The 14,901-nt window shown below is 73.3% G+C and carries 11 protein-coding genes; 9 read left to right on the top strand and 2 right to left on the bottom strand.

Annotation, left to right across the window (positions count from 1 at the left end; genetic code table 11):
- The first annotated feature begins 118 nt into the window (after positions 1-118).
- Both AC0OLQ_RS11385 and AC0OLQ_RS11380 read left to right on the top strand, forming a co-directional pair.
- Positions 119-1,303, top strand: coding sequence for a zinc-dependent alcohol dehydrogenase (locus AC0OLQ_RS11385; RefSeq protein WP_484531295.1), 1,185 nt, complete (start codon positions 119-121; stop codon positions 1,301-1,303).
- A 172-nt stretch (positions 1,304-1,475) separates the two neighbouring features.
- The gene (locus AC0OLQ_RS11380; RefSeq protein WP_484531294.1) at positions 1,476-2,621 is read left to right on the top strand and encodes an MBL fold metallo-hydrolase; all 1,146 of its coding nucleotides are present in this window, start codon (positions 1,476-1,478) and stop codon (positions 2,619-2,621) included.
- A gap of 9 nt (positions 2,622-2,630) precedes the next feature.
- Here the strand turns inward: AC0OLQ_RS11380 and AC0OLQ_RS11375 are convergent, their stop codons facing one another.
- Positions 2,631-4,142 (bottom strand): deoxyguanosinetriphosphate triphosphohydrolase family protein, encoded by a 1,512-nt coding sequence (locus AC0OLQ_RS11375; protein WP_484531293.1) that lies wholly within the window; start codon positions 4,140-4,142, stop codon positions 2,631-2,633.
- A 152-nt stretch (positions 4,143-4,294) separates the two neighbouring features.
- Between AC0OLQ_RS11375 and AC0OLQ_RS11370 the strand changes: the two genes are divergently transcribed.
- Together AC0OLQ_RS11370 and AC0OLQ_RS11365 are read left to right on the top strand one after the other, a co-directional pair.
- Positions 4,295-6,856 (top strand): Tex family protein, encoded by a 2,562-nt coding sequence (locus tag AC0OLQ_RS11370; protein WP_484531292.1) that lies wholly within the window; start codon positions 4,295-4,297, stop codon positions 6,854-6,856.
- A gap of 297 nt (positions 6,857-7,153) precedes the next feature.
- Complete coding sequence (locus AC0OLQ_RS11365; RefSeq protein ID WP_484531291.1) at positions 7,154-7,588, top strand: hypothetical protein; 435 nt, start codon at positions 7,154-7,156, stop codon at positions 7,586-7,588.
- Here AC0OLQ_RS11365 and AC0OLQ_RS11360 read toward each other — a convergent pair.
- The gene (locus AC0OLQ_RS11360) at positions 7,551-8,561 is read right to left on the bottom strand and encodes a DUF389 domain-containing protein (protein ID WP_484532324.1); all 1,011 of its coding nucleotides are present in this window, start codon (positions 8,559-8,561) and stop codon (positions 7,551-7,553) included. The genes AC0OLQ_RS11365 and AC0OLQ_RS11360 overlap by 38 nt on opposite strands.
- Positions 8,562-8,761: 200 nt before the next feature.
- Between AC0OLQ_RS11360 and AC0OLQ_RS11355 the strand changes: the two genes are divergently transcribed.
- From AC0OLQ_RS11355 to AC0OLQ_RS11335, 5 genes are all read left to right on the top strand, one after another.
- Positions 8,762-10,195 (top strand): D-glucuronyl C5-epimerase family protein, encoded by a 1,434-nt coding sequence (locus AC0OLQ_RS11355; protein ID WP_484531290.1) that lies wholly within the window; start codon positions 8,762-8,764, stop codon positions 10,193-10,195.
- 157 nt (positions 10,196-10,352) lie between these two features.
- Positions 10,353-11,081, top strand: coding sequence for a sugar transferase (locus AC0OLQ_RS11350; RefSeq protein WP_484531289.1), 729 nt, complete (start codon positions 10,353-10,355; stop codon positions 11,079-11,081).
- Positions 11,078-12,226, top strand: coding sequence for a DegT/DnrJ/EryC1/StrS family aminotransferase (locus tag AC0OLQ_RS11345; RefSeq protein ID WP_484531288.1), 1,149 nt, complete (start codon positions 11,078-11,080; stop codon positions 12,224-12,226). The genes AC0OLQ_RS11350 and AC0OLQ_RS11345 overlap by 4 nt, the downstream gene beginning before the upstream one ends.
- Complete coding sequence (locus AC0OLQ_RS11340) at positions 12,223-12,861, top strand: NeuD/PglB/VioB family sugar acetyltransferase (RefSeq protein ID WP_484531287.1); 639 nt, start codon at positions 12,223-12,225, stop codon at positions 12,859-12,861. Before AC0OLQ_RS11345 ends, AC0OLQ_RS11340 begins: the two co-directional genes overlap by 4 nt.
- A 143-nt stretch (positions 12,862-13,004) precedes the next feature.
- Positions 13,005-14,891 (top strand): polysaccharide biosynthesis protein, encoded by a 1,887-nt coding sequence (locus tag AC0OLQ_RS11335; protein ID WP_484531286.1) that lies wholly within the window; start codon positions 13,005-13,007, stop codon positions 14,889-14,891.
- Positions 14,892-14,901: the final 10 nt, after the last annotated feature.

The following is a 14,901-nucleotide window of genomic DNA, read 5'->3' as shown; positions in this document are numbered from 1 at the left end:
CGCACCGGGGCGCGGCGGTCGGCCTTTTCCCCGGGTACGCGAAGCGCCGGGCGCCGGTTCAAGCCCTCCCTCGCGGGTAGCAGTCCGATGGACGGCACCCAGGAGGGGACATTCAGGCATGAAGGCACTGACCTGGCACGGCAAGCGTGACGTCCGCGTCGAGGACGTACCGGACCCCCGGATCGAGGAGCCGACCGACGCGATCATCCGGGTCACCTCGACCGCGATCTGCGGCTCCGACCTGCACCTGTACGAGGTGCTCGGGCCGTACCTGAAGCCCGGGGACGTCCTCGGGCACGAACCGATGGGCATCGTCCAGGAGGTCGGCTCCGGGGTGACCCGGCTCAAGCCCGGCGACCGGGTGGTCGTCCCGTTCAACATCTCCTGCGGCTCGTGCTGGATGTGCGACCGCCAGCTCTACGCCCAGTGCGAGACCACCCAGGTGACCAGCCAGGGCAAGGGCGCCGCGCTGTTCGGCTACACCTCGCTCTACGGCTCCGTCCCCGGCGGGCAGGCCGAGTACCTGCGGGTGCCGCAGGCCCAGTTCGGCCCCATCAAGATCCCGGAGACCGGGCCGGACGAGCGCTGGCTCTACCTCTCCGACATCCTGCCCACCGCCTGGCAGGCGGTGAAGTACGCGGACACCCCGCCCGGCGGCACCCTGGCCGTGTTCGGTCTCGGCCCGGTCGGGCAGTTCTGCGCCCGGATCGGCCGACACCTCGGCGCCGGCCGGGTCATCGGCCTAGACCTGGTGCCGGAACGGCTGGAGATGGCCCGCCGGCACGGCGTCGAGGTGCTCGACGTCAGCCAGCTGGACGACGTCCCCCGCGCGCTCATCGACCTGGTCGACGGGCGGGGCCCGGACGCGGTGATCGACGCGGTCGGCATGGAGGCGCACGGCGCGCCGCTGGGCAAGCTCGCCCAGACCGCCGCCGGGCTGCTCCCCGACAGGCTGGCGCAGACCATGACCGACAAGGCCGGCGTGGACCGGCTCGTGGTGCTGCACGCCGCGCTGAAGGCGGTCCGCCGCGGCGGCACCGTGTCGGTCTCCGGCGTGTACGGCGGCGAGCAGGACCCGATGCCGCTGATGGAGATGTTCGACCGGGGCGTCCAGCTGCGCATGGGGCAGTGCCACGTGAAGCGCTGGGTCGATGACATCATGCCGCTGCTCTCCGGTGACGACGACCCGCTCGGCGTCGAGGACCTGCGGACCCACCGGCTGCCGCTGGCGCAGGCGCCGCAGGCGTACGAGATCTTCCAGAAGAAGCAGGACGGCTGCGTCAAGGTCGTGCTCGAACCGTGAGCCGGACGGACGTGTCGCGGGCGGTCCGGTCGGTGGGCGGGGTGACCGCGGCGGCCGGCTCGGCGCTGCTGCGCCGGCTCCGCTGAGCGGCGCCGGCTGGTGTGTGGTCGCCCGGGCGGGGTGGCGGGTGGATGGCTACCGTGTACTGCGGGACACGGCGGAGGGACGGGACATGCGGGAACCGGACGACCGGCAACTGGACCGGGCAGTCGGCGGGCGGCTGTGGCGGATGGCGGGGCTGGCCGCGGTGGCCGGGCTGGCCTGGGCGGCGCGCGACGTGCCCGCCCAGCTCGGCGGCCGGCTCACCGGCGCCCGCGCGGAGCGGGCCGCCCGCTCGCCGCGCTTCCGGGACGGGACGTTCCGCAACCCGTCGGGCAGCCGCAGCACCATGGTCGCCGACCCGGGCCGCAACCTCGTCAAGGAGCTGATCTTCGGCAAGCAGAAGCGTCGGCCGGGCAGCGCCGTGCCGCTGCTGCGCCCGGCCGACCCGGCGCCGGCCGACCCGGCCCGGGAGCTGAACGTCGTCTGGTACGGCCATGCCTCCACGCTCGTCGAGATCGAGGGGCACCGGGTGCTGCTGGACCCGGTGTGGAGCGACCGCTGCTCCCCGTCCGCGCTGGTCGGCCCGCGCCGCATCCACGAGCCGCCGGTCCGCCTCGAGGAGCTGCCCCGGCTCGACGCCATCCTGATCTCGCACGACCACTACGACCACCTGGACATGGCGACCGTACGCGGGCTGCTCGAACACCAGTCGGCGCCGTTCCTGGTGCCGCTCGGCGTCGGCGCCCACCTGGACCGGTGGGGCGTGCCGGAGGACCGGATCGTCGAGCTGGACTGGTCGGAGAGCCACCGGGTCGGCGGGCTGACCGTCACCGCCACCGCCGCCCAGCACTTCTCCGGGCGCGGGCTGCGCCGCGACGGCACGCTCTGGAGCTCCTGGGTGGTGGCCGGCGCGCAGCGGAAGGTCTTCTACACCGGCGACTCCGGTTACTTCGACGGCTACACGGGGATCGGCGCCGACCACGGCCCGTTCGACGTCACGCTCATGCAGATCGGCGCGTACGACCGGGCCTGGCCGAGCATCCACATGTTCCCCGAGGAGGCGGTCGCCGCTCACCTCGACCTGCGCGGCGGGCTGTTCGTCCCGGTGCACTGGGCCACCTTCAACCTGGCCCTGCACGACTGGTCGGAGCCGGTAGACCGGCTCTGGGCCGAGGCGAAGGCCCGGGACGTCCGGCTGGCCGTGCCACGCCCCGGCGAGCGGGTGGTGGTGGACGACCCGCCGGCGGTGGACGGCTGGTGGCAGGCCGTCGCCTGATCCCGTCCGTCAGAGCACGAAGGCGTCCGTCCAGAGGGCGCCGGAGCGGCCGGAGAGCGCGTCCAGCATCGCCACCGCCTGCCCGTCGGTGAGCTGCGCGACGAAGTCGACGATGGCCCGCCCCCGGGCCCGGCCGATCCGGTCCGGGGTACGCGGATGCAGCTCCGCCTCGGCCAGCTCGACCAGGTCGTGCAGCCGGCGGGGCAGCCGGGACTCCTCCTCCGGGTCGAGCAGCCACTCCCAGAGCGCCTCCACCAGGGTGCCGAGCAGCCGCGCCTGGCCCCGCTGGTGCAGGGCCAGGTCCGGCCGGGCCAGCACGAACCGGTGGTGGACGAACTTGAGCACCTGCACCTCGTGCCACTGCGGCTTGGCCAGCTGCACGTACCCCGAGCGCACGTCCGGCTCCGGGGTCACGGTGATGGCCTCCACGAACCGGGTGGACCAGCGGGCGGAGAACCGGGCCACGTACTGTTCCGCCTCGATCGAGCCGTCGAAGGGCAGCGCCAGCAGCCCCTCCACCAACTCCTCGCGGACGTGCTCGACGGCGGCGGCGAACGCCTCGTCGTCGGCGACCCAGGCGTCCTTGCGGTGCAACTGGCGGCGCAGCCGCTCGATCGCCGCGCCCGGCCGCCGGCCCGCCGCGGCCAGCGCCGAGGCGGTGATCGCCCGGAAGTGCCCGCACTCGCGCTGCCAGGCCATCAGCTCGGCGGCCACCGCGCCCTGCTGGAGCACCCCGACCCGGTAGAAGTCCTCCACGTCGTGGATGGCGTACGCGATGTCGTCGGCGGTGTCCATGATCGACGCCTCCGGGGTCTGCTGCCAGTCCGGAATCCGGCCGGCGAACGGCTCCCGGGCCTGCCGCAGGTCGTCCATCTCAGTCCGGTACGCCCCGAACTTCGCCGACCCACTCTCCGGGTCGTCCGGCGGGGCGGCCGCGCCGCGCGGCGCCGGGTCCAGGTGCCGGGGATGCGGATCCGGGTGGTCCAGCCGGGTCCACGGGTACTTCAGCATCGCCGCCCGGACCGCCGCGGTCAGGTCCAGGCCGGTGGTCGCCGCGCCGCGGATCTCGGTGCTGGTGACGATCCGGTACGACTGGGCGTTGCCCTCGAAGCCGTCGGCCAGCCCGAGCCGCTGCCGGGCCAGCCGGTCCAGCACCCGCTCCCCCAGGTGCCCGAACGGCGGGTGGCCGAGGTCGTGGGCGAGCGCCGCGGCCTCCACCACGTCCGGGTCGCAGCCGCCCAGCTTCTCCAGCAGGTCGCGGTGCGCCGGGTCAGCGGTCAGCCGCTCGGCGACCGCCCGGGCCACCTGGGCCACCTTCAGGCTGTGGGTGAGCCGGTTGTGCACCAGCAGCCCCGACCCGCCCGGGCTGATCACCTGGGTCACCCCGTTCAACCGGGCGAAGAACGGCGACCCGACGATCCGGTCCCGGTCCGCCCGGAAGGGGCTGGCCGCCAGGTCGCCGAGCGCCCGGGCGCTCCCGCCGAAGAGCCGCCGGGCCCGCGGATCCGCAGCTTGTTCCATGATCGCCACGCTAGCGCAGGGTGCCGCAGGTCGTGATGCCCGTGTGCCGGTCGAGGCGGCTGCGCCGAATGAGGCCGGCGGGTGCCGCGCGTCCGGCCGTGGCGCGACCGGCACAATGGCTGCCGAACCCACCGGAGAAGGCGGATCAGATCGTGACCCAGTCTGTGCACCAGCGGATCGCCGAGGAACTCGGCGTCGCCGAACGGCAGGTGCGGGCGGCCGTGGAGCTGCTCGACGGCGGCGCCACCGTGCCGTTCATCGCCCGCTACCGCAAGGAGGCCACCGGCCTGCTCGACGACGCGCAACTGCGCACCCTGGAGGAGCGGCTGCGCTACCTGCGCGAGCTCGACGAGCGGCGCGCCGCGGTGCTGGAGTCCATCCGCGGCCAGGGCAAGCTCGACGAGGCCCTGGAAGCGCAGATCATGGCGGCCGACTCGAAGTCCCGGCTCGAGGACATCTACCTGCCGTACAAGCCCAAGCGGCGCACCCGGGCGCAGATCGCCCGCGAGGCCGGGCTGGAGCCCCTCGCGGACATGCTGCTGGCCGACCCGACGCGGGACCCCCGGGAGACGGCCGCCGGCTTCGCCGACGCCGACAAGGGGGTGGCCGACGCCGCCGCCGCGCTCGACGGCGCCCGGGCCATCCTCATCGAGCGCTTCGCCGAGGACGCCGACCTCATCGGCACGCTGCGCGAGCAGATGTGGTCGCGGGGCCGCCTGGTCTCCCGGGTACGCGAGGGGCAGGAGGCCGCCGGCGCCAAGTTCGCCGACTACTTCGACTTCGCCGAGCCGTACACCCGGCTCCCCTCGCACCGGATCCTCGCCATGTTCCGGGGCGAGAAGGAGGGCGTGCTCGACCTGACCATGGACCCGGAGGCCGAAAGCGACTCCGACGCCGTGGTCACCGGCCCCACCCGCTACGAGGCCGCCATCGCCGGCCGGTTCGGGGTCAGCGACCAGGGGCGGCCCGCCGACCGGTGGCTCACCGACACGGTGCGCTGGGCCTGGCGTACCCGGATCCTCATCCACCTCGGCGCCGACCTGCGGCTGCGGCTGTGGCAGGCGGCCGAGGAGGAGGCCGTCCGGGTCTTCGCCACCAACCTGCGCGACCTGCTGCTGGCCGCGCCGGCCGGCGCCCGCCCCACCATGGGCCTCGACCCGGGCCTGCGCACCGGCGTGAAGGTGGCCGTGGTCGACGCCACCGGCAAGGTGGTCGCCACCGACACGATCTACCCGCACGAGCCGCGCCGGCAGTGGGACGCCTCCGTACACACGCTGGCGACGCTCGCCGCGGCGCACGGCGTCGAGCTGGTCGCCATCGGCAACGGCACCGCCAGCCGGGAGACCGACAAGCTCGCCGGTGACCTGATCAAGCGACACCCCGAGCTGAAGCTGACCAAGGTGGTGGTCTCCGAGGCCGGAGCGTCGGTCTACTCCGCCTCCGCGTACGCGTCCCAGGAACTGCCCGGGCTGGACGTCTCGCTGCGCGGCGCGGTCTCCATCGCCCGCCGCCTCCAGGACCCCCTGGCCGAGCTGGTGAAGATCGACCCACGCTCGATCGGCGTCGGGCAGTATCAGCACGACCTGTCCGAGGTGAAGCTCTCCCGCTCCCTCGACGCGGTGGTCGAGGACTGCGTCAACGCCGTCGGCGTCGACGTCAACACCGCCTCCGCCCCGCTGCTCACCCGGGTCTCCGGCATCGGCGCCGGGCTGGCCGAGAACATCGTGCTGCACCGCGACGCCAACGGGCCGTTCCGCACCCGGGGCGAGCTGAAGAAGGTCCCCCGGCTCGGGCCGAAGGCGTTCGAGCAGTGCGCGGGCTTCCTGCGCATCCCGGGCGGCGACGACCCGCTCGACTCCTCCAGCGTGCACCCCGAGGCGTACCCGGTGGTGCGGCGGATCCTCGCCCACACCGGGCAGGACCTGCGCGCGCTGATCGGGAAGTCGGCCATCCTGCGCGGGCTCCGGGCGACCGAGTTCGTCGACGACACCTTCGGCCTGCCCACCGTCACCGACATCCTCGCCGAGCTGGAGAAGCCCGGCCGCGACCCGCGCCCGGAGTTCCGGACGGCCACCTTTGTGGAGGGGGTGGAGAAGATCAGCGACCTGACCCCGGGGATGGTGCTGGAGGGCGTGGTCACCAACGTGACCGCGTTCGGCGCGTTCGTCGACGTCGGCGTGCACCAGGACGGCCTGGTCCACGTCTCCGCCATGTCGCACACCTTCGTGAAGGACCCGCGCGACGTGGTGAAGTCGGGCGACGTGGTGCGGGTCCGGGTGCTCGACGTCGACGTGCCCCGCAAGCGGATCTCGCTGACCCTGCGGCTGGACGACGAGGCCCCGGCCGGCGGCGGACGCGCGCCGGGCGGCGACGGTCGCCGCGACCGCGGCGGCCAGGGTGGTGACCGGGGCGGCAGCGGCCGTCGCGGCGGCGAGGGCGGCAGCGATCAGCGCGCCGGCGATCAGCGCGGCGGCGATCAGCGCGGCGGCGATCAGCGTGGCCAGGGCGGCGGCGATCAGCGTGGCCAGGGCGGCGGTGGTCAGCGCGGCGGCGATCAGCGCGGCCAGGGCGGCGGCGGACAGGGCGGTCGGCGCGGCGACGACCGGGGCGGCTCGCGCGGCGGGCCGCAGCAGCGGCAGGGGCGCGGCGGCGGGGCTGCGGCGCCGGCCAACAGCGCCATGGCGGACGCGCTGCGCCGCGCCGGCCTGGCCTGAGGCCTCACGGGGACGGAGGGGCGACCCCACCCCCGCCACGGCCCTTGCCTCGCGGACGCCACGTCCAGCGTGCCGGCGGCACGGGCCGACGCTCGAGATCTTGGACAGTTGCCGTTCGCTCCGAACGACAACTGTCCAAGATCCGCAAAGCGGCGGTCGGTGGCGCGGCAGCGCCGGCTCCGCGACCGCTCGCTCGTCTTGACCTTGGCGACTCGGCGTCAGCTCCGAACGGCAACTCGCCAAGACCCGCACGTCCACCCCCTCTGAGGCGCGGGCGGGGCGCGTACCCTCGCGGGCGTGGGTGGGGACGACGGCCTGGAGTGGCGGGAGCGGCAGCGCCGGGCGGTGCGGGCGCACGCGGCGGCCGACGCCCGGCAGCGCGCCGCGGAGCAGGCGGAGGCCGCGGAGTTGGTGGCCCGGTTCGCCGCCGAGGCGCTGCGGCGCGGGCTGCGCACCGACCGGCTGACTGCGGCCGGCTACGACGGGCGGGGTCGCTACCGCACCCGGATCACCGGCTGGTACGTGGACCGGGCGCACAGCCGGGCCGTGGACACGGAGGGTCGCTTCTACCTGCTCACCGTGCCGCCGAGCCTGCGGTCACGCCTCTTCGGGGCGGACCCGGAGCCCGCCCCGCCGCCGCTGGTGGTCGGGCGGGGCGGCCGGGACGGCGAGTCGATGCCCCTGGCGACGCTGCTCAGCCTGCGTCTCGAGGCGGGCGACGACTGGCGCTGACCCGCGCCGGCCGGTGGTCGGCCCGCTGCCGGGGCACGCCCCGCGTCGAGCGCCGCTCCACGCGCCGCCACCAGCAGAGCTGCACGACCAGGGTGAGCAGGCCGGCCAGCACGATGGCGGCCAGGTTGATCACCAGTTGGAGGGCGGAACCGGCCGCCTCGGGCCAGACCCCGTAGGCCGCCGCGACCGCCACGTTCGCCGCCGCCGGCACGGTGGTCACCGAGATCAGCACGCCGACCAGGGAGCCGGACTTCTTCGAGGTCAGCGAGAGCATGCCGGCGACCCCGGCGAGCACGCCGACCACCCAGGAGAGCGCATCCGGGCGCCAGATGAAGTCGGTGAGCGGCCGGTCGGCCAGCAGCATGTCCCGGCTGACCAGCCCGGCGGCGGTGAGCGCCCAGGTGCTCAGCACGGTGACCAGCATGGCGGCGAGGAAGCCGACGAGCAGGGCCTGCACCGAGCGACCGATGACGCGCGGCTGCCGGCGCAGCAGCGCCACGCAGAGCGCGGCGAGCGGGCCGAACTCCGGGCCGACCACCATGGCGCCGACGATCAGGATGGGCTGGTCGAGCAGCACGCCGATGCCGGCGATCATGGTGGCCACGGTGATCAGCGCCAGGAAGGTGCCGGTGAGCACGGTCTGCTCGCCGGTCTTCGCGGCGATCTCGTCCCAGACCACGGCGTCCTCACCGTGCCCGGGGGCGTCCTCCGCAGCCTTGTCCGCCGCCGCGGACAGGGTCAGCTCCACGTCGTCCGCGGCGATCGCCCCGTGCGCCTCGACGCCCAGTTCCTGGAGCCCGCGCAGCACGCCGTCGGCGCTCTCCCGCACCACGTCGCAGGTGATGTAGTCACCGGCCGGCTGGCGGGCGGCCCCGGCCAGCACCACGAGGTGGGTGACCCCGGGATCGGCCGTCAGCAGGTCGACGACCGCCGACGAACGGTCGGTGGGCGCGATCACCCGCAGATGCAGCACGGTCTCCCCCATCCTCCGCCGGTGCGGCCGCGAGCACTCTACTGCGCGTTCGTCACGCGGACCGCGACCGCGTGCGGACGGTGACGCGCTGCGGCCGACCGTATCCGGTCTGTCGGAATCCCGACGGCACCGACCGTCACCGAGAGTCGCCTTCCTACGGTTCCCGTATGCGGGCCTTTGTGCGGAAGTCCGATCCGACGATGCGTGCACTTCTGGTCTTCGCGCTGGTCATCACGGCCGCCGGGGGCGCTACGGGAAAGCGGGCCGAGGCCGCCACGGCGGCGGCGCGGGCCGCGGCTGACGTGACGGGCTATGCCCGGGACGGTTTCCGACCCCAGCCCATGCCGGCCGCGGACCTGGCGTACAACGACAGCCCGCTGGCACCGCGCGTGGACCCCAACCTCCACGACGAGCAGGGCGTCCGGTTGTTCCAGTACAACGGCCAGACCTACGACCATCCCGTCGCGCAGGCCCAGTGGGGGCTGAGCAACCTGCGCACCTACCTGGCCAACCGGGACCCGTTGTTCCTCGACCGGGCGGTCGCCCAGGCGCAACGGAACCTCGACCGGAAGGTGGTGTCGCGGGGCGCCTGGTGGTACCCGTACGAGTTCGACTTCCCCCGCTGCGCGCAGATGCCCGTCGTCCACGCGCCCTGGTACAGCGCCATGTCCCAAGGGCAGCTGCTGAGCCTGTTCGTGCGCCTCCACGAGGTCACCGGCGACCAGAAGTGGCGCGAGGCCGCGGACCGCACCTTCGCCAGCCTGCTCCTCCCGCCCGGGTCCGGGCTGCCCTGGGCCACCTGGGTGGACGACGCCGGCTACCTGTGGCTCGAGGAGTACCCGGTCACGCCCGGGGTGACCGGTGAGCGCGTCCTCAACGGCCACATCTTCAGCCTCTACGGCGTGTACGACTACTGGCGGTTGACCGCCGACGCGCGCGCCGCCGCGATCTTCGACGGGGCCGCCACGACCCTGCGCCACCACGTACCGGTGGACTTCCGCGCGCCACAGTGGATCAGTCGGTACTCCATGGGGTGCCCCAACTCGTATGCGGGCTACCACCCGGTGCACATCGGGCAGCTGCTGAAGACGTACGAGATGACCCGGGCGCCGGTCTTCGCGGGCCTGGCCGATCTGTTCCGTGAGGACTACCCGACGCCGGCGGTCTCCGGCACCGTCGTGTTCTCCGGCGGTACGCACGTCGGCTACCGGTTCAACTCGGCGGGCACGATCCTCGAGCAGAAGTCGCTGACCCTCTCCCGGCAGTCCAATGCCAACGCCGACCAGCGCATCCGCATCCCGGGCCGGGGCATCCACTACCGCATCTACAACGGGGCACTGGCCGGCTTCCTCGTGTCCGAGGCGCCCGGTGAGCGGATACTGCTGGGCGCCGTGGTCCGGCACGTCTACAGGCCGCAGCGGACGTTGCGCTTCGGCACCGGCACCTACACCGGATACCAGTACGGACCGGGCTGGGCCGTGACCGCGAGCAGGACGTTCACGTTCTCCCAAGCCTCCGCGGCCCCCTTCGGCGCCAGCGCCTGGGTCAACGGAAAGCTCAGCTACCAGATCACTGCCGGCGTGTACGCCGGGTTCTGGCTGCCGGCCGCCGACGGCCTGCAGCCGGCTCCGTAGCCCGGACCGAACCGACCTGCCACCCGTGTCCTCCCACCGGCCTCGACGGTTGATCTGGCGGGATCAGCACTGACTGTTGCCGTCTGAGCTATATGTCGCTTCTGTTACTGTTACAACCAGTCTGGGCGGTTTGACGCATCGAGCGGGAGGTGGGAACGTGCCGGTTCCTGGTGTGCTGACACTCGAGAGCCCGCTTCGGCCACCGGACCGGCCGAAGCGGTCGGACCGGCCGAAGCGGGCCCTCGACGTCGTCGTGGCCGCCGTCCTGCTCGTGCTGCTCGCGCCGGTGCTGGCGATGGTCGCGCTGGTGGTCGCCGTGGGGCTCGGCCGCCCGGTCCTGTTCCGCCAGTGCCGCGTCGGCCGCCACGGCGAGCCGTTCGAGCTGGTCAAGTTCCGGACGATGCGCTCACCGGACCCGCGCCGCGGTCTGATCTCCGACGACGACCGGCTCACGCCGCTGGGTCGCTGGCTGCGCGCCACCAGCCTCGACGAGCTGCCCACGCTCTGGAACGTGCTGCGGGGTGACATGAGCCTCGTCGGCCCGCGTCCGCTGCTGCCGGTGTATCTGGCCCGCTACACGCCCGCCCAGGCCCGTCGGCACGAGGTCCGGCCCGGCGTCACCGGCCTCGCCCAGGTACGCGGTCGCAACAGCCTGGGCTGGGAGGAGAAGTTCGACCTCGACGTGGAGTACGTCGACAGCCGCTGCCTCCGGCTCGACCTCGCCATCCTCGCCGCGACTGTCCGTACCGTGCTGCGCCGCGAGGGCATCTCGGCGGCCGGGATGGCCACCGCACCGGAGTTCCTCGGTTCACCGGCCTCGTCTCCGCGCGCCACGGCGACGGGGCGCACGCCGGTCATGACGGTACGGCCGGGCGACCGGCGATGACGCGTACGGTTCACCTCTCGGCGCCCGACGTCGGGCCGCTCGAGGAGTCGTACCTGATCGCGGCCCTCCGCTCCGGCTGGGTCGCGCCCGCCGGTCCGGACCTGGAGGCGTTCGAGCGCGAGATCGCGAGCCGGGTCGGCACCCGCGGTGCGGTGGCGGTCAGTTCGGGTACGGCTGCACTGCACCTGGCCCTGCTCGGGGTCGGTGTCGGGCCCGGGGACGTGGTGCTGGTTCCCACGCTGACGTTCGTCGCGACCGCGAACGCGGTCCGGTACACCGGCGCCCGGCCGGCCTTCGTCGATTGCGACCCGCGGACCGGCAACGTCGACGTCCCGCTGGTCGCCGAGTTGCTGCGCCGGCTGCGCGCACGCGGCGAACGGGTCGGCGCCGTGGTCCCCGTCGACATGTTCGGCAGCTGCGCCGACTACACCGCGCTGCTTCCGCTGTGCGTGGAGGCGGAGGTGCCGGTGGTGGAGGACGCCGCGGAGGCGCTCGGCGCCACGCACCACGGCCGGGCGGCGGGATCGTTTGGCCGGGCCGGTGTGCTCTCCTTCAACGGCAACAAGATCATGACCACCTCCGGGGGCGGCATGCTCGTCTCCGACGACCTGGTGCTGCTGGCGCGGGCCCGGCACCTGGCCACTCAGGCGCGCGAGCCCACGCTGCACTATGAGCATCGGGAGACCGGCTACAACTACCGGCTGAGCAACCTGCTGGCCGCGCTCGGCCGGGCCCAGCTGGTGCGGTTGGACGGGATGATCGGCCGGCGCCGGCAGTTGCGCGACCGGTACGCGAAGCTCTTCGCCCCGGTGCCCGGCGTCGAGCTGATCGGTGCGGAGGACGGGGCGTCGAACTGCTGGCTGACCGTCATCCGGGTACGCCCGGACCGCGCCGGTTGGCGAGCCGCCGATCTGGCCGCGCACCTTCGTGAACAGGACATCGAGACGCGGCCGGTCTGGAATCCGATGCACCGGCAGCCCGCGTACGCCGACTCGGAGAGCCTGCTCACCGGGGCCGCCGACGACCTGTTCGCCGAGGGGCTGACGCTGCCCAGCGGCAGCGCGCTCACCGAGCGGCAGATCGCCGCGGTGCTGGGCGCGATCGACGACTTCCTGACCGTCCGGACCGGAGGGTCGTCCGCGTGACGCCACTGGTGATCGTCGGTTGCGGCGGTCACGGTCGCGAGATTTTGACCATCGCGCGGGCGGTGGTCGCCGCCGGCGGGCCACGCTGGCAGCTGGCCGGGTTCGTCGACGACCGACCGTCGGAGGAGAACCTGAAACGGGTCCAACGCCTCGACGTGCCGTATCTCGGTGGCGTCGCCTGGCTGCGCGACGCTCCGCCGGAGACCCACCACGTCATCGGGATCGGAGACCCGCGGGTCCGGCGGTCCGTCGCCGCGCGGGTCGACGCGTACGGTGTGCCGGCCGCGAGCCTCGTCCACCCGGACGCCACCATCGGCCCGGACAACCGGTACGGGCCCGGGTTCGTCGCCTTCGCCGGAGCGCGGGTCACCACCAACGTCGCCATCGGCCGGCACGTGCACCTGAACCAGAACGCCACCGTCGGTCACGACAGCTCACTCGCCGACTTCGTGTCGGTCAACCCGCTCGCCGCCGTGTCCGGTGACTGCCACTGCGCGGAGGGCGTGCTGATCGGCACCACCGCCGCGGTGCTGCAGGGCCTGCGGGTCGGGCGGGACAGCACCGTAGGGGCCGGCGCGTGCGTCGTCCGCGATGTGCCCGATCGGGTCGTGGTGAAGGGCGTACCGGCGCGCTGAAGCCGTTCGGACGGACGAAACGCCACCTGCTGCCTTAGCAAAACCCACCAAACGGAACAAAATACCTGTAACAAGGACAACGGGCGCAACGCTCCTTCTGCCATGCGGCGGAAGCGGTCAGGACGCGACAGGGGAGCCAATACATGCCGCAGGACACAGCGAGCACCGAACGCACGCAGCAGCGGGCGCGCCGGGCGAGAGCCCGCCTCCGCACCGCGGGTTTCCTCGCTACCGACACGATCGCCTGGGTCGGAGGGTTCATCGCGGCCGTCTGGAGCAGGTACGAGTTCCAGCTTCCCCCGGGTCAGCTCAGCCGGTCGGCGATCATCGGGGCCGGAGCCGCCGTCATGTACGTGGCGGTGGCATCGCTGCGCCGCCTCTACTCCGGACGCCACCCCTTGGGCAGCCTGCAGGAGGTGCAGGGGGTGGCCGGGACCACCATCACGACGGTCGCGATCGTGCTGCTGGGCCTGCTGCCCTCGGCCGAACGCCCCGTGCCGGCGAGCACCCCGCTGGTGGGCGGGGCCCTGGCCCTGCTGTTCATGCTCGGCGCACGGGTCACCTACCGGCACCGGCGGGATCTCGCCATGCGTCCGGACGTCCGGTCCTCGACACCCGTGCTGCTGTTCGGGATGGGCGACGCCGGCCAGGGACTGCTGCGGGCCATGCTGAGCGATCCGCGTGGCCGGTACCTGCCGGTCGGCGCGCTCGACGACGATCCGGACAAGCGTGACCTGCGGGTCGGCGGCGTACGCGTGCTCGGCGGCCGCCGCGACATCGCCACGGCCGTCGAACGTACCGGCGCCAGCACCGTCATCTTCTCGGTGGCGAACGCCGACGCCATGCTGATCCGCGAGATCCGCGAGGCGACCCTCCAGACCGGCGCGGCGTTCAAGGTACTGCCGCCGGTGCGGGACCTGGTCGACCACCGGATCACCGTCACCGCTGTCCGGGACGTGCAGATCAGCGACCTGCTCGGCCGGCGCCAGGTCGTCGGCGACCTGCCGATGAGCGCCACCAGCCTGACCGGCCGACGCATCCTGGTCACCGGCGCCGGCGGTTCGATCGGCTCCGAGCTGTGCCGCCAGGTGATGAAGGCCGATCCGGGCGAGCTGATGATGCTGGATCGGGACGAGTCCGCCCTGCACAGCCTCCAGATGTCGCTCTCCGGACGCGCCATGCTGGACGGGCCGGAGCTGATTCTCGCCGACCTGCGCGACGACGAGGGCATCCGGCGGATCATCCGGGAACGGCGTCCGGAGATCATCTTCCACGCCGCCGCACTCAAGCACCTCACACTGCTCGAGCGGCATCCCGGCGAGGCGGTCAAGACCAACGTCTGGGGCACGCTGTCCGTGCTGGACGCCTGCCAGGACGTCGCGAAGTTCGTGAACATCTCCACGGACAAGGCGGCCGACCCGATCAGCGTGCTGGGCTACTCGAAGCGGATCACCGAACGGCTGACCGCGCACGCCGCCTCCCGGTTTCCCGGGACCTTCCTCAGCGTCCGGTTCGGCAACGTGCTGAGCAGCCGCGGGTCGGTGGTGACGGCGTTCCAGCGGCAGATCGAGGCCGGGAAGCCACTCACCGTCACCCACCCGGACGTGACCCGCTACCTCATGACCGTCCAGGAAGCGGTCCACCTGGTGCTCCAGGCGGCCGGGATCGGGCGCGACGGGGAGGCCCTCGTACTCGACATGGGCGAGCCGGTGCGGATCCTCGACCTGGCCCGCCAGATGGCCGAGCAGGCGTCCAGTTCGGTGCCGATCGTCTACACCGGCCTGCGCCCCGGTGAGAAGCTGCACGAGGACCTGCTCGGCACGGGCGAGATGGACACCCGCCCGTTCCACCCCCTGGTATCGCACGTCGCCGTGCCCCCGCTGGACCCGATGGAGGTCAGCGGGCTCGACCCGTACGCCGAGCCGGCGGAGGTCGTCGAGCAGCTCGCGCTGCTCGCCGCCCAGCCGTTCGCGCCCGTGGCGGACGGGCCGCTGGACGTCCGGTTGTCGTCGCTGAGCACCGAGCGCTGACCCGGGACGG

The sequence above is a fragment of the Micromonospora sp. Utrum1 genome, from assembly GCF_057197805.1.
The sequence above is the reverse complement of the archived record's forward strand: the minus strand, read 5'-3'. Positions and strand labels throughout refer to the sequence as shown.